At 62.7% G+C, this 19767-nt stretch carries 19 protein-coding genes; 6 read left to right on the top strand and 13 right to left on the bottom strand.

The window, feature by feature from the left end:
* Window positions 1–55 precede the first annotated feature (55 nt).
* The 5 genes from pyrC to QWJ46_RS12280 form a co-directional block, all read right to left on the bottom strand.
* On the bottom strand, window positions 56–1096 hold the full coding sequence (gene pyrC / locus QWJ46_RS12300) for a dihydroorotase (protein ID WP_302751352.1): 1041 nt from the start codon (window positions 1094–1096) through the stop codon (window positions 56–58).
* 158 nt (window positions 1097–1254) lie between these two features.
* The gene (locus QWJ46_RS12295) at window positions 1255–1887 is read right to left on the bottom strand and encodes a nucleoside triphosphate hydrolase (RefSeq protein ID WP_302751350.1); all 633 of its coding nucleotides are present in this window, start codon (window positions 1885–1887) and stop codon (window positions 1255–1257) included.
* Window positions 1884–2666 carry an ATP-binding cassette domain-containing protein gene (locus tag QWJ46_RS12290; protein WP_184460075.1) on the bottom strand — a complete coding sequence of 261 codons (783 nt, stop codon included), beginning with the start codon at window positions 2664–2666 and terminating at the stop codon, window positions 1884–1886. Before QWJ46_RS12290 ends, QWJ46_RS12295 begins: the two co-directional genes overlap by 4 nt.
* A 2-nt stretch (window positions 2667–2668) precedes the next feature.
* On the bottom strand, window positions 2669–3733 hold the full coding sequence (locus QWJ46_RS12285; protein WP_184460048.1) for an ABC transporter permease: 1065 nt from the start codon (window positions 3731–3733) through the stop codon (window positions 2669–2671).
* A 153-nt stretch (window positions 3734–3886) separates the two neighbouring features.
* Window positions 3887–4906 carry a sugar ABC transporter substrate-binding protein gene (locus QWJ46_RS12280; protein WP_302751347.1) on the bottom strand — a complete coding sequence of 340 codons (1020 nt, stop codon included), beginning with the start codon at window positions 4904–4906 and terminating at the stop codon, window positions 3887–3889.
* 306 nt (window positions 4907–5212) lie between these two features.
* Here QWJ46_RS12280 and QWJ46_RS12275 point away from each other — a divergent pair, with 306 nt between their 5' ends.
* The gene (locus tag QWJ46_RS12275) at window positions 5213–6460 is read left to right on the top strand and encodes an ROK family transcriptional regulator (protein WP_302751346.1); all 1248 of its coding nucleotides are present in this window, start codon (window positions 5213–5215) and stop codon (window positions 6458–6460) included.
* Window positions 6444–6914, top strand: coding sequence for an RbsD/FucU family protein (locus QWJ46_RS12270; protein WP_302751345.1), 471 nt, complete (start codon window positions 6444–6446; stop codon window positions 6912–6914). The genes QWJ46_RS12275 and QWJ46_RS12270 overlap by 17 nt, the downstream gene beginning before the upstream one ends.
* Window positions 6915–6932: 18 nt before the next feature.
* Here the strand turns inward: QWJ46_RS12270 and QWJ46_RS12265 are convergent, their stop codons facing one another.
* Both QWJ46_RS12265 and QWJ46_RS12260 read right to left on the bottom strand, forming a co-directional pair.
* Window positions 6933–7415, bottom strand: coding sequence for a RidA family protein (locus tag QWJ46_RS12265; protein WP_302751344.1), 483 nt, complete (start codon window positions 7413–7415; stop codon window positions 6933–6935).
* A gap of 93 nt (window positions 7416–7508) precedes the next feature.
* Window positions 7509–7943: a cupin domain-containing protein gene (locus QWJ46_RS12260; protein WP_302751343.1), complete on the bottom strand. Its 435-nt coding sequence runs from the start codon at window positions 7941–7943 to the stop codon at window positions 7509–7511.
* A 117-nt stretch (window positions 7944–8060) separates the two neighbouring features.
* On the opposite strand from QWJ46_RS12260, the gene QWJ46_RS12255 reads away from it, so the two are divergent.
* The 4 genes from QWJ46_RS12255 to QWJ46_RS12240 all read left to right on the top strand — a co-directional run bounded on the left by QWJ46_RS12255 (window position 8061) and on the right by QWJ46_RS12240 (window position 12715).
* Window positions 8061–9593 (top strand): winged helix-turn-helix domain-containing tetratricopeptide repeat protein, encoded by a 1533-nt coding sequence (locus QWJ46_RS12255; protein ID WP_302751342.1) that lies wholly within the window; start codon window positions 8061–8063, stop codon window positions 9591–9593.
* Window positions 9594–9684: 91 nt separating this feature from the next.
* The gene (locus QWJ46_RS12250) at window positions 9685–10041 is read left to right on the top strand and encodes a nuclear transport factor 2 family protein (protein ID WP_302751341.1); all 357 of its coding nucleotides are present in this window, start codon (window positions 9685–9687) and stop codon (window positions 10039–10041) included.
* Between the two features lie 384 nt (window positions 10042–10425).
* On the top strand, window positions 10426–11973 hold the full coding sequence (locus QWJ46_RS12245; RefSeq protein WP_302751339.1) for a bifunctional diguanylate cyclase/phosphodiesterase: 1548 nt from the start codon (window positions 10426–10428) through the stop codon (window positions 11971–11973).
* A 331-nt stretch (window positions 11974–12304) separates the two neighbouring features.
* Window positions 12305–12715: a GFA family protein gene (locus QWJ46_RS12240; RefSeq protein WP_302751338.1), complete on the top strand. Its 411-nt coding sequence runs from the start codon at window positions 12305–12307 to the stop codon at window positions 12713–12715.
* 295 nt (window positions 12716–13010) lie between these two features.
* Here QWJ46_RS12240 and QWJ46_RS12235 read toward each other — a convergent pair whose 3' ends face one another.
* From QWJ46_RS12235 to QWJ46_RS12210, 6 genes are all read right to left on the bottom strand, one after another.
* Entirely contained in the window at window positions 13011–14048 is a 1038-nt protein-coding gene (locus tag QWJ46_RS12235) for a 4-hydroxyproline epimerase (protein WP_302751336.1), read from the bottom strand.
* 136 nt (window positions 14049–14184) lie between these two features.
* Window positions 14185–15435: an FAD-binding oxidoreductase gene (locus QWJ46_RS12230; protein ID WP_302751334.1), complete on the bottom strand. Its 1251-nt coding sequence runs from the start codon at window positions 15433–15435 to the stop codon at window positions 14185–14187.
* Between the two features lie 185 nt (window positions 15436–15620).
* Complete coding sequence (locus QWJ46_RS12225; protein ID WP_302751331.1) at window positions 15621–16898, bottom strand: alpha/beta hydrolase; 1278 nt, start codon at window positions 16896–16898, stop codon at window positions 15621–15623.
* A 443-nt stretch (window positions 16899–17341) separates the two neighbouring features.
* Window positions 17342–18223 carry an aldo/keto reductase gene (locus QWJ46_RS12220; RefSeq protein ID WP_302751329.1) on the bottom strand — a complete coding sequence of 294 codons (882 nt, stop codon included), beginning with the start codon at window positions 18221–18223 and terminating at the stop codon, window positions 17342–17344.
* 330 nt (window positions 18224–18553) lie between these two features.
* Entirely contained in the window at window positions 18554–19216 is a 663-nt protein-coding gene (locus tag QWJ46_RS12215) for a class I SAM-dependent methyltransferase (RefSeq protein ID WP_302751328.1), read from the bottom strand.
* Window positions 19217–19462: 246 nt separating this feature from the next.
* Entirely contained in the window at window positions 19463–19759 is a 297-nt protein-coding gene (locus QWJ46_RS12210) for a hypothetical protein (RefSeq protein WP_302751327.1), read from the bottom strand.
* Window positions 19760–19767: the final 8 nt, after the last annotated feature.

The raw sequence follows: 19767 nt of genomic DNA, 5'->3' as shown, positions 1-19767 counted from the left end.
GTGCGCCACTTAGCATGAATATTCTATTTAAAATAGAGAACGCTTGAGGGAGTCCCTACGCCACTACCTGCCAATGCAGGGGAAACATCGGATCGAAGACTGTCACCGGACCAGCGCCGGTTTCTATCTTGGCGGGAAAGTCGACGGGGTCGGCCTGCTTCGACAGCGTGATGCGTTCCTCGTTCGGCGACAGCCCGTACCAGGCCGGCCCGTTCAATGAGGCGAAGGCTTCGAGCCTGTCGAGAGCGCCCTCCTCCTCGAAGACATGGGCAAGGCAGCTCATCGTGTTGATCGAGGTGTAGATGCCGGCGCAGCCGCAGGCGCATTCCTTTAGCGGATCGACATGCGGGGCGGAATCGGTGCCGAGGAAGAAGCGGGCGTCGCCGCTCACGGCGGCGGCGCGTAGCGCCAGCCGGTGGTTTTCGCGCTTGGCGATCGGCAGGCAGTAATAATGCGGGCGGATGCCGCCGACCAGGATGGCGTTGCGGTTGATGATCAGATGATGGGTGGTGATCGAGCCGGCGAGATTTGATTTGGCGGCCTTGATGTAATCGATGCCGTCTGCGGTCGTCACATGCTCCATCGTCACCTTGAGCTCGGGCAGGCGCCGGCGCAGCGGATCGAGCACGGTGTCGATGAAGACGGCCTCGCGATCGAAGATATCGACCTCAGGCGTCGTCACCTCGCCATGGACGCAGAGCGGCAGACCGATCTCGGCCATGCGCTCCAGCACCGGCATCGCCTTCTCCATGTCACGCACACCGCCATGCGAATTGGTGGTGGCGCCGGCGGGATAAAGCTTGACGGCGGTGATGAGGCCGCTCTTTGCACCCGCCGCCACATCGTCGGGGCTGGTGTGTTCGGTCAGATAAAGCGTCATCAGCGGCTGGAAGCAGTGGCCGTCCGGCAGTGCCTTAAGGATGCGCTCGCGATAGGCCTTCGCATCCGCAGTAGTGACGACCGGCGGCACCAGATTGGGCATGATGATGGCGCGGGCGAAGGTGCGGCTCGTATCGGCGATCACGCCTTCCAGCATGGCGCCGTCGCGCAGATGCAGGTGCCAGTCGTCGGGACGGCGGATGGTGATCGATTGCATGGCAGGCCTCCGAAGCGATGCGTCTGCGGCCTGATAGCACTAAAGCGCGTCGCATTGAAATTGATTCATGCGAGGCGCTTCAACGCAATTTCCTGCATGTCGCATCCCACCGCTGCACAGGTTCAGCCGGCATGGTCGTCAAGCCGATCGCCGCGGCATCACGCCAGCGCGATCTCCAGCGTCACATCGGCCGGGCGGCGGTTTTCCAAGATCAGCCGGCCGTTCGGCAGGTCGTTGCCGTAGACCTTGGCGCTGGCCGCCTCCTCATCGAGGTTGTAACCGCGCCAGCGCGCCCAGAGCCGCTCCTCGAGCACCTCGATCGGCGGCGCCAGCATGATCGAAAAATCGAAGATGCCGTCGAGCTCGGCCCATTTGCCCTGCGTGAAGAGCAGATAATTGCCCTCGACGATGATGAAACGGTCCTTGGGATCGATCGGCCGGGCGGAAGCGATGGCGAGTTCGCGGGAACGGTCGAAGACCGGCGCCAGAACCTCCTGGTCGGCCCGGCGGACGGCGCGGATGATATCGAGGAATCCCCTGACATCGAAGGTCTCGGGAATGCCCTTGCGCGCCAAGAGGCCGCGTTCGATCAGGATGGCATTGTCCATGTGGAAGCCGTCCATCGGCAGGACTGCGGCGCTTTCGCCTTTGGCTTTCAGCGCCGCCGCCAGATTGTCGGCCATGGTCGACTTGCCAGCTCCCGGCGGCCCGGCGACGGCAATCAGGAAACGTCTGGCATCGCCGGCGCGGGAAAGCACCTCGCCGGCGATGCCGTCGATGCGTACGCTCATGCCGCAACGGGCTCCGTCGGCACCGCCTTGGCGCCGGTCATGAAGGCGACGGCGTCCGACATGGTGTATTCCTTCGGATTGATCACCGTCAGCCGCCGGCCGAGACGGTGGATGTGGATCCGGTCGGCGACCTCGAAGACATGCGGCATGTTGTGCGAGATCAGCACGATCGGCAGGCCGCGGGCGCGCACGTCGAGGATCAGTTCCAGCACGCGCCGGCTTTCCTTGACGCCGAGGGCGGCCGTCGGTTCGTCCATGATGATGACCTTCGAGCCGAAGGCGGCGGCGCGGGCGACGGCGACACCCTGGCGCTGACCGCCGGACAGCGTCTCCACCGCCTGGTTGATGTTCTGAATGGTCATCAGGCCGAGTTCGGAGAGCTTGTTACGCGCCAGCTTTTCCATGGCCGGCCGGTCGAGCATGCGCAACAGCGAGCCGAGTGGGCCCTTTTTGCGGATCTCGCGGCCGAGAAACATGTTGTCGGCGATCGACAGTGCCGGCGACAGAGCAAGGTTCTGGTAGACGGTCTCGATACCGGCTTCGCGCGCCTCCATCGGTGAGCGGAATTGCACCTGCCGGCCTTCGAGCGTGATCACGCCCTCGTCGGGGGTGACCGCGCCTGAAATCGCCTTGATCAGCGACGACTTGCCGGCGCCGTTATCGCCGATGACGGCAAGGATTTCACCCGGGTAGAGGTCGAAATCGGCATTGTCGAGCGCGGTCACGCGTCCATAACGCTTGACGAGGCCGCGGGCGGTGAGAATGGGTTCGACAGCCATGGTCATACCGAAACCTTTCTGATCCACTGATCGATGGCGACGGCGGCGATGATCAGCACGCCGGTCAAAAGGACTTTCCATTGCGGATCGGCGCCGAGCATGTTGAGGCCCATCGACACGACGCCGACGATCATGGCGCCGAACAGCGTGCCGAGAATGGAACCGCGGCCGCCGAAGAGCGAGATTCCGCCGATCACGGTCGCGGTGATCGCCTGGAGGTTATAATCGGTCACCGCCGAGGACGGCGAAATCGAGCCGTTGCGGCCGATCGAGACCCAGGCGGCGAAGGCGGCGATGACGCCCGAAATCGTATAGACGGTCAGCAGCACCTTCTTGGTCTGGATACCGGAAAGCTTGGCCGCTTCCGGATCGTCGCCGACCGCATAGACATGCCGACCCCAGGCGGTGTGATTGAGGATGTACCAGAGCAGGAGGACGAGCAGCACCATGGCGATGACGCCGAGGGTGAGCACGGCGCTGCCTACCTTGAAGCTCGCGGCGAAAAGATGCAGGAGCGGCGCCTGTTCGTCGACGTCGGTGTCGCGGATCGTCTCATTGGCGGAATAGATGAAATTCGTCGCCATAACGATATTCCAGGTGCCTAGCGTGACGATGAAGGGCGGCAGCTTCATGAAGGCGACAAGGGCACCGTTCAGCAGGCCGCACAGGCCGCCGACCAGCAGGCCTCCAATCACCGCGATCGGCGTCGGTATGCCGTAGGTGATCGCGACATTGCCCATGATGACGGCCGAGATCACCATGATGACGCCGATCGAAAGATCGATGCCGGCCGTCAGGATGACCAGCGTCTGGGCCGCGCCGAGAATGCCGACGATGGCGATCTGCTGCAGGATCAGCGTCAACGTATAGGACGAGAAGAAACGTCCGCCGAGCGCCATCCCGAAAATGATGATCGCCAATACCAATACGATCAGCGGCACGGCGGCCGGTGTCGAGTGCAGAAAATGCTGGGCGCGCTTGATAAGCGGGACGCTCTGGTGCTCGAAAGAGGCGACGTTCTTGTCGCTGCCGTCGAGGACGCGTTCGAATTCCTGTGCTCCGGTCATGGTTCCTCCTCCGCATCCGCGCGCCGAACCCGCGCGGAGGCCGTCACTCCTGTTTGATCCGTTCGTTGCTTAGCCGGTGGAGCGACGGCCCATCGTCCGTCCAAAACGGCCGAGGATCAAGCCCCGGCCGTCTGCTCTTTCAAGAGATCGGGCTCAGCCCCAGCACTTGTCGGTGCCTTCCTTGGTGTCGATCGACTTTAGGCCGGAGACCGGCTTGTCGGTGACGAGCGAAACGCCGGTGTCGAAGAAAGACTTGCCTTCGGTCGGCTTCGGCTTTTCACCCGAGTCGGCGAACTTCTTGATCGCCTCGATGCCGAGCGACGCCATCAGCAGCGGATATTGCTGCGAGGTAGCGCCGATGACGCCTTCCTTGACCGACTTGACGCCCGGGCAGCCGCCGTCAACCGAGACGATCAGCACGTTCTTTTCCATGCCGACGGCCTTCAGCGCCTGGTAAGCGCCGACAGCGGCCGGCTCGTTGATCGTGTGGATGACGTTGATGCTCGGATCCTTCTGCAGAAGGTTTTCCATGGCCTTGCGGCCGCCTTCTTCGTTGCCGTTCGTCACATCATGGCCGACGATACGCTTGTCGTCTTCGTCGCCGATCTTGTCGGGGTTCTTCGGGTCGATGCCGAAGCCCATCATGAAGCCCTGGTCGCGCAGAACGTCGACCGTCGGCTGCGACGGCGTCAGGTCGAGGAAGCCGACCTTGGCGTCCTTGGCCTTGTCGCCCATGGTTTCCTTGGCCCACTGGCCGATCAGCTTGCCGGCGAGCAGGTTGTCGGTGGCGAAGGTGGCGTCGGCGGCATCAGCCGGCTCGAGCGGCGTGTCGAGCGCGATGACCAGCAGGCCGGCGTCGCGGGCCTTCTTGACCGCAGGCACGATGCCCTTGGTGTCGGACGCCGTCAGCAGGATGCCCTTGGCGCCGTCGGCAATGCAGCTTTCGATCGCTGCGACCTGGCTTTCGCTGTCACCGTCGATCTTGCCGGCATAGGACTTCAGCGAAACGCCGAGTTCCTTTGCCTTGGCCGTCGCACCTTCCTTCATCTTGACGAAGAAAGGATTGGTGTCGGTCTTGGTGATGAGGCAGGCGGAAACGTCAGCCGCCATCGCCGGAGCAGAAAAAGCAACACCGAGCGCGAGCGCGCCAAAAGCGAGAACTGATTTCTTCATGAACTCCTCCCAGAGTTTGCCGGCGCCGCCCCTGCGGGCCGGAATTTTCAAATATGACACTTCGCTCAGTCGCTGTCGCTCCAAAGCCATGTCCTTGACGATGGCAATTAAGAGCGAAAGAAATCTCCTTGTCAATAAATAAATCCAATTGAATTATTAATTCGATGTGGCATGCTCGACCGAATTAGGATGTACGGCGCCGCGTGTCTCAGACGCGAAGGAGGCTGTACCGCTTCGAGCTGCTGCATGTTTTAAATCGGTTCCGATGAGGAGAATGCAGGAGGCGAACGCTCGGGAGGAGCGGCCATGTCGTCTTTGGAAGGACCGGAACACACGCCGGTCCCGCCGCCAATTCTAAATCCGGCCGGCGGTGCGAACCAGGTCAGGGTGCGCGCCTATAACGAACGGCTCGTGCTGTCGCTGGTGCGCCTTTACGGCGCTCTGTCGAAGGCCGATATCGCGCGCCGCAGCGGGCTTTCGGCCCAGACTGTCTCGGTCATCATGCGGGTCCTGGAAAAGGAAGGGCTGCTGTCGCGCGGAGCGCCGGTGCGCGGCCGGGTCGGCCAGCCGTCGATCCCGATGCATCTCAATCCCGACGCCGTCTATTCCTTCGGCCTTAAGATCGGTCGGCGCAGCGCCGATCTGGTGCTGATGGATTTCGTCGGCCGCATCCGGATGCAGCTGCACCGAACCTATGCCTATCCGCTGCCGCATGAAATCCTCGCCTTCGTCACCTCGGGCATCCGCGAAATCGAAGACCAGCTCGACGAAAAGCAGCGCGGCCGCGTCGCTGGCCTCGGCATCGCCGCGCCTTTCGAACTGTGGAACTGGGCCGATGAGGTCGGAGCGCCGCCGGGCGCCATGGAGGTCTGGCGGGATGTCGACCTGCAGGCCGATATCGCCGCGCGCGTCTCCCACCCCGTCTTCCTGCAGAACGATGCGACCAGCGCCTGCGGCGCGGAACTCGTCTTCGGCGTCGGCCCCTCTTATCCGGACTTCGTCTATTTCTTCATCGGCTCCTTCATCGGCGGCGGCATCGTCCTGAATTCGGCGATCTTTTCCGGCCGTACCGGCACGGCGGGCGCAATCGGACCGCTGCCCGTGCGCGACAGGAACGGCGAAACCAAGCAGCTGCTCGAAATCGCCTCGATCTTCGTCTTGGAAAACATGCTGCGTGAGCGCGGCATCGATCCCGAACCGCTCTGGTATTCCGCCGACGACTGGGTGGATTTCGGCGAGCCGATGGAGGCGTGGATCCAGGATAGCGCCAAGGCGCTCGCCCAGGCGATCGTCGCCGCTGCCTCGATCGTTGATTTCAGCGCAGCCGTCATCGACGGCGGCTTTCCCCATTGGGTGCGCAGCCGCATCGTGCAGGCGACGATCGACGAAGCCGCCAAGCTCGACCTGCAGGGCGTTGTCATGCCCGAAATCATCGAGGGCGCGGTCGGCGCGCAGGCACGCGCCATCGGCGGCGCCAGCCTGCCGATCTTTGCGCGCTATCTCACCGACCAGAACGTACTCTTCAAGGAGGTAGACCATGCTGAAGGGAATTGATCCGCTCTTGAGCCCGGAATTGCTCGCAACTTTGCGCGCCATGGGCCACGGCGACGAAATCGCCATCGTCGACGGCAATTATCCCGGCGTCGAAGATGCCCGCCGGCTGATCCGGCTCGACGGCCACCACCTCATCCCGGTGCTCAACGCCGTGCTCAGCGTGCTGCCGATCGACGATTTCGTGCCGGAAGCGATCTTCCGCTCGACCGTCAAGGCCGAGCGCGACAAGCTCGATCCGGTGCATGAGGAGATGATCGACTGCTGCACCCGCCACGAGCCGCATCGCCAGGTGGTGCCGCTGGTCGGCCAGGATTTCTACGGCCGGGTGCGGGCCGCCCATGCGCTGATCCAGACCAGCGAGCCCAGGCTCTATGCCAACATCATCCTGCGCAAGGGCGTGATCTATCCGAAGGAGGCCGGTGCGCAGGCCGAAGTCGACCCGTTTGTCTACTAAGGGATCGATGCGCTTCAATCACCCGTCGATTTCGACTTCCGCTTCGCAGTTCACGGGCGCATTCAAGGGGATGGCCATGCCGATGGACGAGCGGGCGTGGGCGCCGACGTCAGGCCCGTACAGCTCCAGGATCAGATCCGAATAGCCGTTGGTGACCAGCGGCGTTTCGTTGAAGTCCGGAGCAACGTTCACCATGGCGAAGACGCGCAGCCATGCCGTGACCCGATCGAGGTCTCCAACGGCCCGCTTGAGGCTGGCGAGATGGGCGAGCGCAACGAGCCGCGCCGATGCGTAACCCTCCTCCGGCGAAACCTCGCCACCCACCTTGCCAAGGGGATTTGCCAGTGTTCCATCGCGGTTGCAGGCGACGTGACCGGAAATGTAAGCGCGGTTGCCGCGCAGGCGAACCCAGGCGAAGGGCAACCGCAGCCCCTCGCGAACCTTCAAAAGCTCGGGCAATTCCAGGCCCATTTCGGCCAGGCGTTGTTCGATGATGGCCATAATGCACCTCCCGGTGTGGTTGGAGCATGCCGCGCAAAAAGCCTGCGGAAGTTTTGCGCCCCGGAGCCGTTGCACGGTTCCGGGCGACATGCATCAGGGTACGATCGCGTCGAGCTCCGGCATGAGAACGACGCTCTCATTGGCTGCGGGGTCGTTGCGAGCGCCGAGAAATTCGGCATCTTCGCTGCTGCGGTTGACGGCGACATGCGGAACGCCGGCCGGAATGAACAGGTAATCGCCGGGGCGGATCGTTTCGCACCGTTCGAGCGCTGCTCCCGACCAGATCTCGATATCCCGACCTGCGGTCATCAAAAGCGCCGTCTCGTGTCCCTCATGGCGATGGGCGCCGGTTCGCCGCCCCGCGGGCAGCGAAATCGTCCCGAGCCACAGCATGGTTGATCCGGCGCTTTCAGCCGAGACGCCGGAGCAATAGACCGATCCCTGCCTGGCGACATGGCTGCCGCCGGCGCGGACAATCCTGGCGAGGAATGCTTCAGATTCTTTCGGTTGCGTTGCTTCGTTGGTCATAGCTCCCACCACTTCGACCGCTGCGATGGAGCCACACTGCGCGCCCAGCCGGCGCAAGTCCTGAAGCGGGGCCGAAAAATTCCGAAAAACTGCGAAACCGGCGTATCATTCCCGGCCATGAACACCCCGCACCTTGTATTCGGCCGCTTCGAATTCATTCCTGGGAACGGATGTCTGCTCCGCGACAACAGGCCTGTCGCCATCGGCGCCCGCGGCGCCAATCTGCTTGGCGTTCTGCTATCGGCAAAAGGGGGTGTGGTCTCGAAGTCCGCCTTGATGGATGCCGTCTGGCCGGGATTGGCCGTCGAGGAAAGCAATCTTTCCGTTCAGATTGCCGCCCTTCGCAAGCTGCTCGGACCCGCATCGGACGGCAGCGAATGGATCGTCACGGTCCCACGGGTCGGCTACAGATTTTCCGGTGAGGTGGAGAGCCGCACCGACGGAGCCGATAGCGGCCGGCATGCCGAGAGCAGTCCGATCCCGGGGATTGCCGTCCTGCCGTTCGAAAATCTGGGCGGCGATGCTGAAAGACAATATCTCGCCGACGGTGTCGCCGACGACCTGATCATGGCGCTTGCCCGGTTCAGATGGTTCCGCGTCGCTTCACGGGGGGCGAGTTTCAGCAGGAGGAGCGGCTCGAAGGATCCGGGGGCGATCGCGCGCGACCTCGGCGTCGATTTCCTCGTGGATGGGGCCATCCGCCAGAGCGGCAATCGGATCCGGATATCGGTGCACCTCGCCGACACCGCGAAAGGCGCGACGATCTGGTCCGAACATTACGATCTTCAACTGGCCGAGCTCTTTGCGGTGCAGGACGCCATCGCCGAGCGGATTGCAGCGGCGGTCGAGCCCGAGCTGCTGCTACGCCACGGGCTTCCGGTTGCTCCCCACACCGGCAACATCACCGCCTGGGATCTCGTGCGGCAAGGCACGTTCAATTTTCACAAGGTCACGCAGCCCACCCACCTTCTCGCACGCCGTTTCTTCCGCGACGCGGTGAGGCTCGACCCCATACTTCCAGAAGCGCAGATCTGGCGGGCGCGGGTGAATGCCGGCCTGATCGCCTACGGCTGGACTGATAACCCTGCGGAAGACGCCAAGGAAGGATTGGATGCGGCGCTGCGGGCAATCTATCTCGACGCGCGAAATCCGTACTCGCACTATGCCCTGGCGATCGTGTCGGCTTACACGGGCCGGCCCGAGCAGGCGATCCTGGCGGCGGAACGGTCGATCGAGCTCGGTTCGAGCTTCGCCCTGGGGCATCTCGTCCTCGGCATGGCCCGCCTGTTTTGCGGCGATGCGGCCGGCGCGCGCGAGCCCCTGGCGCACGGCCTCGAACTCAACCCGTACGATCCGCAGAACGGCGTCTGGTTCAGCCTGCTGATGCTCGCACGGTTCTTTTCCGGCGACGTCGAAGGCGCGCTCGAGACTGGGCGTACGGCGCTGAAGGCGCGGCCCGATTGGCCGGCGCTGCTGCGCATTCAGGCGTGCTGCCACTGGGCTGTGGGAGATCGCCAGCAGGCGCACCGCTTTGCTGCCGCAGCAAGCGATCTTCCCGAACCAGCCGGCGATGCGCTTGGTCCGTTCAGAGATGGCAACACGGAATGGGCGGTCCGCCTGAACGGGCTGCTGCGCGAGGCGGAGCTTTGAAACCGGTTGACCGCCCGGAGCAAAATGACCGAGATGGTTCGTCGCGAAGCGCGGGCAAAACGCAACCCCGCGCCTCTGCAAGGAGAAAGCAATGGACGACGATATCAAAATTCTCCAACACATCTACGAGCGCTTCAACAAACGCGACATAGACGCCGTGCTGTCAGCGCTGGCCGAAGATGTCGTCTGGGCCAACGGCATGGATGGCGGCCACGTCTATGGGCGCGAGGCGGTGCGGGAATATTGGACGCGTCAGTGGTCGATGATCGATCCCCACGTCGAGCCGATCGGTTTTCACCGGACAGCGGACGGCGCAATCATCGCCGACGTCCGGCAGTCGGTCCGTGACCTGCAAGGCCAACCGCTCCAAGGACAGAAGACGGTCGGGCACGTGTTCCGGTTTCGGGACGGCAAGGTGGCCCGCTTCGACATTCGGGATGCCGCCTGAATTCAGCGAGCCGGGTCGCCTCCTCTCCCCGGCGGGCCTTTGATGGTCAAGATGTAGCACGTCGATCTCGGCGTCGAGCGCACTGAGCCGCATCCAGTTTGCGACGAAGATATCCGTTGCGCGCAGCGAAACGCCCAAACCTTCGCAGCGGAAACGCACCATTAATCTTCGAAGACCACACTGAAATTCGGATTTGCGGATGCCCGCAGTCTGGCCAGTGATCGAATTGCCGATGCCCTTGGCTCCGCCCTATGAGTCGTGGCGGGCTTCGGCGTCATCGATGCCGGCATTCGGCGACAGGGTCGTCGATCGGAATATGGTCGGGGACGATGCAGTCTTCCGAGCTGGCCATGATGGCTCTTCACACACCAGGAGCCTGTTCATATGCCTCGCATCCGACCCACCAGACCGCAGATGGAGATATTGGCCTGGCTCTCGATCTTCCTGCTTCTCTTCTGCCTGTCCTGGCGCTTCCAATGGCACGAGAGCCTGGATGAGTTCATCGAGAAACATCACGACTTTCCGCTGGACCACGCGCTGCTTGCCCTGAATATGTCCGGCTTTCTCGGGCTGATCTATTCGGCGCTGAGGATCCGGGATCTCTCGATAGAGGTTAACCGCAGGCTGCAGGCCGAAAAGAACGTGGACTGGATTGCCTGTCACGACACGCTGACCGAATTGCCTAACCGCAGATTTCTGGAGTCCGTCTGCGCGCAATCGATGATCGATCAACGCACGCAGGAAAGCTATGCCGTGTTCAGCATCGATCTCGACGGCTTCAAGAAGATCAACGACCTCCTCGGGCACGATCACGGCGATGCGGTGCTGAAGGCCGTCGCTCAGCGGCTTTCTTCCCTCTTTCCCCGTGACCGCGTTTTCCGCCTCGGTGGCGACGAGTTCGTCGTTCTGGCGCGGCGCACCGGAAATGCCGATTTCGTCGCTTTGGGAAACCGCATCGTGAGCGCGGTCAGCAAGCCCCTCACATTCAACGGTGTCGCCGTCGATCTCGGCGCCAGTGTCGGCCTCGCGCTCCATCCTGAAAACGGCGACGATCTAAGCCAGGTCATTCGCCATTCGGACTGTGCGATGTATGTGGCGAAAAAGCAGGGGCGCAATCTGGTGAAGCCCTTCGTGCCGGCGATGCAGGAGGAGTTGGCGAAGCGGATCCGGGTGGAAGCGGATCTGCGAGCCGCCATCAAGAACGCTGAGATCGTTCCCTATTACCAACCTCTCGTCGACCTGAAGACGAAGGAAATTATCGGCTTCGAGGCGCTGGCGCGCTGGAAGACGGCATCAGGCGAATTCATCCCGCCGAACGAGTTCATTCCCGTGGCAGAAGAGGCCGGTCTGATCGTCGACCTGACGGATCAACTGCTGCGCCACGCCTGTAGCGATGCGCTTTCCTGGTCAAATCATCTGGTTCTGTCGTTCAACTTGTCTCCGATCCAGCTGAGTGACCGGTTGCTGGGCCTCCGTATTCTGAAAATATTGGGCGATGTCGGCCTGCCCGCGCATAGGATCGAGCTGGAGGTGACGGAGAGCGCCATCATCCAGGATGCGGTCACCGCACGGATCGTCCTCGACGATCTGGTGAACGCCGGCGTCCGGATTGCTCTCGACGACTTCGGTACGGGCTATTCCAGCCTGTCGCAGCTCTCGAACTACCGGTTCGACAAGATCAAGATCGACCGGAGTTTCGTCGCTTCGTTCGAAACCAACGACAAGCAGGACAAGGTGATCAAGGCCATTATCGCTCTCGGCGCGGGCCTCGGCGTGACGATAACGGCCGAAGGCATCGAAGAAGAAAGCCAACTTCAACGGCTTCAGGATCTCGGCTGCGACATCGGCCAAGGTTACCTGCTTGGCAGGCCGGCACCGGCCGAGAGCCTTGCCGCAGACCAGATCAGCGCCAGGATAGCGCAACGTCGCTGACGGGCCGACGGGCCGTCGAGGCTGAGTTGGAAGTCTCGTCGCACTGTTTCGAAAGATGAGCGGCCAGAATTAAACCAATGGTCAGATGGGCTCGCGTGTCATGCTGCACATCTTCTGTTTTCGCCTGTCTTCAGCGCAAGACCGCTGCACGCTTCTGCGCGACATGCTCTAGACTTCGGCAGTTTGCCAATCTACGGTAGTGCTCGGTGAGCCTGAAATCACATCAGGTCTCAGCCCCTTCGCAACGCCGACCGCAGTGAGTTTCGGTTCCGGCCTGCGCTTCAGCCCTCAATTCAACGCAAATCTCACCGCGCAAGCGGTAGGAGTTTCCATGGCCAATGCCCAATGCGCCTGTGGCGCTCTCAGATTGAAGCTTAGCGAACCACCACAATTGACGGCGCTGTGTCACTGTTTCGCGTGCCAGCGACGAACCGGCGCGCCGTTCAGCGCCAATGCGTTCTACGCAATCGACTGTGTCGAAATATCTGGAGCGTCTACGGAATTCATCCGGACCGCCGACAGCGGTCGCCAGGTTCGAATGCATTTCTGTTCAACCTGCGGTTCGACCGTCTATTGGAAGGCCGATGCCGCGCCTCTCTGGATCGGGGTGGCGATCGGTTCCCTTGCCGACCCAGCCTTCGCGCCGCCTGCCCTGTCGGTATTCGAACAATCGAAACATGGATGGGTGCAGCTTCAGGAAACGGTAGAGTGTTTCCAGGGCAGTCCAATCGGCCGGACTTAGCATGAATCGAGCTGCGAGCCTCGGTCCAAGGCCATTGCGGTCCGGTTGCGATTCCAAGACCCCTCCCCAACTTCGCCCCACAAGGGGGAGGGGCTAGGTGCCGCACCGCTTCACATAAGTCTCCACCGTAACGATCCGGAGAACGGTAACAGCCAACAAGACTTTTCTTTGATCGCCGCGGAGGACCGCAGCTTAGCCCCTCCCCCTTGTGGGGAGGGGTTGGGGAGGGGTCATCTCAGCCTGATGAGGGGCTTTAACGGGGCCGGTTTCCCCGATCTCCTCGGTTCGACGCCGCTCAAATCTCCCCAGCTTGCGGCCCCCAGACATCCGTCAGGGCAAAGCCGCCGGGATGTGGGTCGAAGGGGTCGAGGGCCACCTGAGTGAGGCCGAAGGTGAAGCCGCGGCCGGTGATGGTGGGGATGACCGCCGGGCGGCCGGCGACCTCGGTCACCGCCTGCAGGCCGACCTCGAATTCCGAGCCGATGATCGACTTCGAGGTGAAGACGTCGCCGACCTTGGCCTTGCCACGGGCATAAAGGGTGGCGAGATTGGCGGAATTGCCGGTGCCGCAGGGCGAGCGGTCGGCCCGGCCTGGCCACATGGTGGTGCAGGTGCGCACCGTGCCATCCGCCTCGGTATCGCGGAACATCACATAGGCGACGCCCGAGATTGCCGGGATTTCGGGATGGACGACCTTGATATCGCGATTGATCAGATCTTTCAGGATCATGCCGGCCTGGACGAGACCGGCGGCATTGGCCTTCTCGATCGTGAGATTGATCTGGCCGACATCGACGAGCGCATAGAAGATGCCGCCATAGCAGAGATCGGCCTTGACCTTTCCCCAATGCGGCGTGTCGATCTCGACGTCGAGCTCATGGACAAAGGAGGGCACCATGGTGAGCTTCACCTTCTCGCAGCGCCCGTCGCGGCAGGTGGCCACCGCCTTGACGAGGCCGGCAGCGGTTTCCAGCGTCACTGTCGTTTCCGGCTCCTTCATCTCGACGATGCCGGATTCGAGCAGTGCCGTCGTCACGCAGATCGAATTCGAGCCGGAACTGGCATGCGCCTGATCGGGCTGCAGGATGATGAAAGCAGCGTCGGCGTCGGGGTGCCTTGCCGGCAGCAGCATGTTGACCGAGCCGATCGGAGCACCGCGCGGCTCCAGGCAGAGAAAGCGGCGGAGCTCGTCGCCTTTCGGATCGGTGTTCAGCCAGTGCAGCTGCGCGGCGATGGTTTCGCCGGGAATCTTCGGAACGCCGCCGATCGCGACGCGGCCGATCTCGCCTTCGGCATGGACATCCAGCAACTGGATCGTGCGCTTCCATCTCATACAAGAAACTCCGGATCAGACGCGACGGCCGACGCCATCGACGCGGTTTCAACTTTTGTTTTAACGCAATTCCCGGCAAAAGCACTTCGCTTTGCCTGGGAAAACCGCTTCACACTTTTCCTGGAATTGCTCTAAATCAGAATCTGTCGATGCGGAACGGGGTCATATCGACCGACGGTTTCGCTCTGCTCACCATATCGCCGATCAACCGCGCTGTCGTCGCGGCATATGTCAGGCCGAGATGGCCATGCCCGGTGGCATAAAAAACACCCGGCATTTTCGAGGACGGCGAAATGATCGGGATCGTATCGGGCAAGGCCGGGCGGTGACCCATCCATTCCGTCGTCTCTTCAGCCTTCAGGCCGGGAAGCGCGCGCTGGGCGTGACGCACCAGCACCCGCGGGCGGCGGAAATCGGGAGCGGCGTCGAGACCGGCGAGTTCGACATTGCCGCCGACGCGGATGCCGCCGGCCGTCGGTGTCACCATGAAGGCGCGGTGCGGCCAAATTATCGAATAACGCATCGAAATGCCCGGCTTCATGATCTGCGTGTGATAGCCGCGCTCGGTCTCCAGCGGGATCGGTTCGCCGAGCTTGGCCGCCAGGGACCGGGTGTGGACGCCGGCGGCAAGCACAGCGGAAGCCGCCTCGACACGGCTGCCATTGTCGAGGAGGACGACGACGGTGCCATCGCCCTTGCGCTCGATATTCCTCACGGAGCCGGAGACGAAGGTTGCGCCTGCCGCCAGGGCGGCGTCGGCCAGTTTGACAACCAGCTTGTAGGGATCGCGAACCGACTTGTTGTCGGGGAGCAGCACCGCTTTGGCGATGACGGGCGACAGGGCGGGCTCATAATATTGGATGGCGCCGTTGCTCAACACCTCGAATTCGAGGCCGTAGCGCTGCATCATGGCGAGGTGGCCGCGATCGGCGGCAAACTCAGCCTCGGTCTCGTAGATCGCCAGGCAACCTTCCTCGGTCAGCAGCTCGGATGCGCCGATCGCCTGCAGCATCTCGCGGAAATCGGCGAGCGCCCGCAGCGACAGGCTCATGCCGGCATCCTCGATCTCCCTCAAGCGCGAAGGCCGGCCGGCGGCGAGGAAGCGCAGGAACCAGGGCAGCATCCGCGCGGCATAGGATGGCCGCAGCCAGACCGGGCCCTCGGGATCGAGCAGCCAGCCGGGGATCTTCTTCCAGGTCGACGGGCCGGAGCCGGCGGCGAAATCGAGCGCGATGCTCGCCATATTGCCGAAAGAGGTGCCGCGTCCGGGCTCACCCTTATCGATCAGCGTGACCTGAAATCCGCGCCGCTGCAAATCGACAGCGATCGAGGCGCCGATCACGCCCGCGCCGACGACGACCACCTTCTTCTTCGTCTCATCCGTCATGCGATCAACCCACCTGCACGGCAGACAGTATTGCCGTTCGTCAACCTGATATATCAGATCGGCGGGGCTGCCTAGAGCGGTTCAGCTTTTCACGGAAACGCGGAACCGCTCTAACCGTTTGGATTTACGCAATTCCGAAACTCAAAACCGCCGTGCACTTTTGCTGGAATTGCTCCGCGGAATTTTTACTGGCTTTCGGGCAGGCCGGCGCCGACACTGTCGCCGACCGAACCGACCGTGTTGTCCATCGACTGGCCGAGCCGTTTCAGCTGCGCATCGTAATTGCGCCGGGTGCGCGGATCGAAGATCGCGATCGGGGTGCTGACGGCGACGCTGACGGCACTTCCGGCGGTCTGGGCAGCCCCCATCGCCACCGCGCCGACGGCCTCGCCGAGACCGACATTGGAATCGGTGATCGTCTGGCCGGCAATCAGCCGATCACCGATCAGCTTCACCACTTCGGGGCTTTCGGCGAATTTGCCGTGGTTCAGCCGGTCGCCGCCCTTAAGCTTGGTGAGATCGAGCACGGTGATGCCGGCGGCTTCCAGCTTGCTGCGATAGGGCTCGGCGGAAGGATCAATCTGGCCGAGCCGGTCGACATTGCCGGAGATGCGCCGCGACAGCGCCAGCGCCCGATCATCCCTGGAGACGAAGATGGTGAAATGCGGCTTGTCTTTGCCGAGGCTCATGAACTGACGGCCGAAGACGTCGACATCGAGATCCGGCGAGGCAAGGATGACATTGTTGATCTTCGAAGCGACCTTACCGTTGCGGATCGCCATCTGCCGGAGCGCTTCGACGGTCAGCCAGGTGCCCATCGAATGGGCCATGACCGTGACGTCGCTGACGGCGGGATTGGCGGCGGTGCGGGTGAGCAGCTCTTCCAGCGCATCGCGGGAATAGTTGGTGCTTTCCTTGTCGTAATTATAATCGAAGATGCTGGCGCGCGACGGCCAGGTGAAAACAACCGGCGCGACGTCGGCATGCGAATCATGGACGATCTGCGCGAAGCGGTAGACGGCATCCTCATAGCGATTGTTGAAGCCATGCACGAAGACCAGCACGCGGCGGCTCTTCGGCATATGGCTCTTCAGCCAGCTTTCGCCCGCCCGCTCGCCCTCGAGCGGATCGACGGAGACGGTGACGAAATCACGGAGCGGATCGGCCGGCAGCCGCTTTGGCCATTGCACCTGGCCGACCTTGCGGTTGGCTTCCGGCGGGATCGACACATCGACGGCGTTGACGGCAAGCCCCGTGCCGCGTTCGCCGGAGAAAAGCACGGCCGGATTGTCGTCGGCAGCGCGCGTCGTCGCCACCAGGAGATCGACCTTCGACGTGCCCGGCGGCACGGTGCCGGCCGCCTGCATCACCCCGACTGGCCTCCCACCGCAGCCGGCGAGCACCATCGTTGCAACCAGAAGCGCTGCCAGAGCCGCATGCGAGCCGCGCCATTTGCCGATCATGACCAAACTCCAACCGGTTCACGCGCCGGACGGGCGGCACAGGTTCAAATAGTCCGACGAAGCCTGTCGAGTCAAACCGCGTGCTAGAGCAGCGCCGGCGGTTGGCATGAGGGGAAAAGAAAAGAGCCTGGCGCGGGAGGAGGTGCGCCAGGCTCTTGATCCTGACCGACAACTGGGAGGAGGAGTGTTGTCGGTCCGATGTAAGAGCGCTTGGGAGGAGGAGTGCGCTGCTTACGCGGATAGTGATACCCCATGCATTGGACCGGGAACAGCGAAATTACCGCAATGCAGCAATGCAGTGAACGCAAGGCTTGCCTTTTAAATGACAGGTCATCGCCTCATTTTGCAGCATCCTTGACCGGGTGGTCAAAATTTGCCGAAAGATGTGGCAATGGCGGCAGCCCCTCATCCGCCTGCCGGCCAGCTCCGCACTGTTCCCGCCCTCACGCCGCCTTGAAGACCTTTCGGCCTTCGGCGTCGAGCGCCGTGAACTCCTCATCCGACAGCGTGATGTCCACCGCCGCGACGTTTTCTTCCAGGTGCCTGACCTTCGACGTCCCGGGGATCGGCAGCATGACCGGGCTGCGCTTCAGCACCCAGGCGAGCGCGATCTGGCTGGGGGCGGCATTGTGCTTTCTGGCGATCGTATCGAGCAGCGAGCCTGATTGGGCGAGATCGCCGGCGGCGAGGGGATACCAGGGGATGAAGCCGATATTGTGCTTGGCGCAATAATCGAGCACGTCCTCGCTGGTGCGATCGACGAGGTTGTAGCGGTTCTGGACGGTGGCGACCTTGAAGTGTTTCGAGGCCGCCTCGATCTCGGCGACGGAGACTTCGCTCAGGCCCGCATGGCGGATGAGGCCGGCATCGAGCAGCGATCTGATCGCATCGAATTGTTCCTTGGCCGGCACCCTCGGATCGATGCGGTGAAGCTGCCACAGATCGATCTGCTCGACGCCGAGATTGCGCAGACTCTTATGCGCCTGCTGGATCAGATATTCCGGACGGCCGACCGGCAGCCAGATGTCGGGGCCGTGGCGGGTCAGGCCGCCCTTGGTGGCGACGACGGATCCGGCGCCATAGGGATGCAGCGCCTCCTTGATCAGCCATTCGGAGACATCGGGGCCGTAGGAATCGGCCGTATCGATGAAATTGACGCCAAGCTCCGGCAGGCGCTTCAGCGTCCGGATGGACTCGGCGTGATCATCGGGCTCGCCCCAGATCCCCTTGCCGGTAACGCGCATGGCGCCGAAACCGAGACGGTTGACCTCGATCTCGCCGCCGATCCTGAAGGTGCCTGACTTGGCTGCGTTGTGACTGGACATGATCTTTCCTCTCTTCGTCACTAAAATCATTCAATGTCGATGAAATGGCCGAAGCCGTCCGCTTCGCCAGCGCGGGGGATGCGGGGCTGGCGAGGATGGATCCGGTTCTGAATGTCTGCCGTGTCTGGTGATGCCCGGCATGGTGATGACCCGGCCGCCGCGGCGATATCGGACATGCGGCCGTGGCGACGCTTGCACATATAGGACGACCCCGCTGGGATAACAGGGAGGGGCCGAAAACATCGTCCTTCGACCGGCGCCGCAGCGGTGCGCCGGGATATCGGCCGGGGTGCGTCGAAGCCTGTCGCTTCCGCTTAGCCGTTGCGGCGTTCAGCCGACCGATTCGCCGGAAAAGGCGGCGACTTCGATGTCCGCCTCACGATATCTCGGGCGCTCGCGTGGGAGTTCCAACGGTTTGCGGCGCGAGATCCGGTAGACGGAGGCCGGCGGCAGGTTGCGAACCGTGCCGCCAATGCGAACGGCTTTCAGGCCGAGGCGATCGAGAATCGGCCGCGGCACCGGGCAGCGCGGACCATAGGTAAATTGATACACCGCCCCGCCCGGGCGCATATAGGTGAAGACGCCGGCAAGAATCGAGGCGATCTTGCGCGGCGACATCGACAGAAGCGGCAGGCCGCTGATGACGGCGCCGACCGGTTCGCCCTCGAAAATATCCGCCTGGGCCAGGTGGGCCGCGTCCATCTGCAATATGCGCGCCGCCGGGAACCGCGCCTGCAGGGCATGGATGAATTCCGGGCCGTATTCGATCAGCGTCAGATCCGTTTCGCTAATGCCGCGGGCAAGCAGCGCCCGGGTGAAGACGCCGGTGCCCGGGCCGAGCTCGATGATCGGCCCATCGAGCGCCGCAATTTCGCTGGTCATGATCCTGGCAAGTGAATCACCCGACGGCGCGATGGCGGCCACCCGAAGCGGATTGCTGATCCAGGAGCGGAAAAAATGCAGGAAATCGGAGCATGCAGCCTTTGCGGTCATGACTGTCCCACCTGTCTGAAATTCAATTGATTATGAATGCGACCATCGCGGCCAGAATGGCAATTCCAAGGCAGGGACGTCAATCGCCCTTGTGAGCCGGCATTTCCCACCTCTTTTCCCACCGGCGTCCGGCATTTTTGCATCAATGGCAGCTTTGACATATGGAGCGCCATCGTCTGCGGCGACGAAGGGCGGCCGGGAAGCCGCCCCCCGCCCCGATGGTCTGGTCGCCACCGCAAAGCGCCGTTAATAGTTGCAGCCGGAGCTGCTGGTCGGGTTGAAGCCGAGCTTGCAACCCATGTTCAGCGGCTTCTTCGGGTTCATCATATAGGGCGAAGCCATGCCCTTCGGGCTGCGTTCACCGATCGAACCGGTCGTGCCCCTGTCGTGCTGCACGCGGGTCTCGTTCCAGGCAACCGGCTGCTTGACCGAGCCCTGCTCCGTCGCGCTCGACTGGAGGGGAGCCGCTTGTGCTGCGAAGGCGGAAAGGCCGAACATTGCGCCGAAGGCCGCCGCCAGGCCGCCCTTGAACGTCGTCATCATTGTCATCT

Source organism: Rhizobium sp. CBN3 (assembly GCF_030518245.1).
Taxonomy (GTDB): Bacteria; Pseudomonadota; Alphaproteobacteria; order Rhizobiales; family Rhizobiaceae; genus Rhizobium; species Rhizobium aethiopicum_A.
The sequence above is the reverse complement of the archived record's forward strand: the minus strand, read 5'-3'. Positions and strand labels throughout refer to the sequence as shown.

Coding starts and splice junctions, on each gene's coding strand:
- pyrC (WP_302751352.1), bottom strand. CDS start 1,096: ATGCAATCGATCACCATCCGCCGTCCCGACGACTGGCACCTGCATCTG.
- QWJ46_RS12295 (WP_302751350.1), bottom strand. CDS start 1,887: ATGAGCGTACGCATCGACGGCATCGCCGGCGAGGTGCTTTCCCGCGCC.
- QWJ46_RS12290 (WP_184460075.1), bottom strand. CDS start 2,666: ATGGCTGTCGAACCCATTCTCACCGCCCGCGGCCTCGTCAAGCGTTAT.
- QWJ46_RS12285 (WP_184460048.1), bottom strand. CDS start 3,733: ATGACCGGAGCACAGGAATTCGAACGCGTCCTCGACGGCAGCGACAAG.
- QWJ46_RS12280 (WP_302751347.1), bottom strand. CDS start 4,906: ATGAAGAAATCAGTTCTCGCTTTTGGCGCGCTCGCGCTCGGTGTTGCT.
- QWJ46_RS12275 (WP_302751346.1), top strand. CDS start 5,213: ATGTCGTCTTTGGAAGGACCGGAACACACGCCGGTCCCGCCGCCAATT.
- QWJ46_RS12270 (WP_302751345.1), top strand. CDS start 6,444: ATGCTGAAGGGAATTGATCCGCTCTTGAGCCCGGAATTGCTCGCAACT.
- QWJ46_RS12265 (WP_302751344.1), bottom strand. CDS start 7,415: ATGGCCATCATCGAACAACGCCTGGCCGAAATGGGCCTGGAATTGCCC.
- QWJ46_RS12260 (WP_302751343.1), bottom strand. CDS start 7,943: ATGACCAACGAAGCAACGCAACCGAAAGAATCTGAAGCATTCCTCGCC.
- QWJ46_RS12255 (WP_302751342.1), top strand. CDS start 8,061: ATGAACACCCCGCACCTTGTATTCGGCCGCTTCGAATTCATTCCTGGG.
- QWJ46_RS12250 (WP_302751341.1), top strand. CDS start 9,685: ATGGACGACGATATCAAAATTCTCCAACACATCTACGAGCGCTTCAAC.
- QWJ46_RS12245 (WP_302751339.1), top strand. CDS start 10,426: ATGCCTCGCATCCGACCCACCAGACCGCAGATGGAGATATTGGCCTGG.
- QWJ46_RS12240 (WP_302751338.1), top strand. CDS start 12,305: ATGGCCAATGCCCAATGCGCCTGTGGCGCTCTCAGATTGAAGCTTAGC.
- QWJ46_RS12235 (WP_302751336.1), bottom strand. CDS start 14,048: ATGAGATGGAAGCGCACGATCCAGTTGCTGGATGTCCATGCCGAAGGC.
- QWJ46_RS12230 (WP_302751334.1), bottom strand. CDS start 15,435: ATGACGGATGAGACGAAGAAGAAGGTGGTCGTCGTCGGCGCGGGCGTG.
- QWJ46_RS12225 (WP_302751331.1), bottom strand. CDS start 16,898: ATGATCGGCAAATGGCGCGGCTCGCATGCGGCTCTGGCAGCGCTTCTG.
- QWJ46_RS12220 (WP_302751329.1), bottom strand. CDS start 18,223: ATGTCCAGTCACAACGCAGCCAAGTCAGGCACCTTCAGGATCGGCGGC.
- QWJ46_RS12215 (WP_302751328.1), bottom strand. CDS start 19,216: ATGACCGCAAAGGCTGCATGCTCCGATTTCCTGCATTTTTTCCGCTCC.
- QWJ46_RS12210 (WP_302751327.1), bottom strand. CDS start 19,759: ATGATGACGACGTTCAAGGGCGGCCTGGCGGCGGCCTTCGGCGCAATG.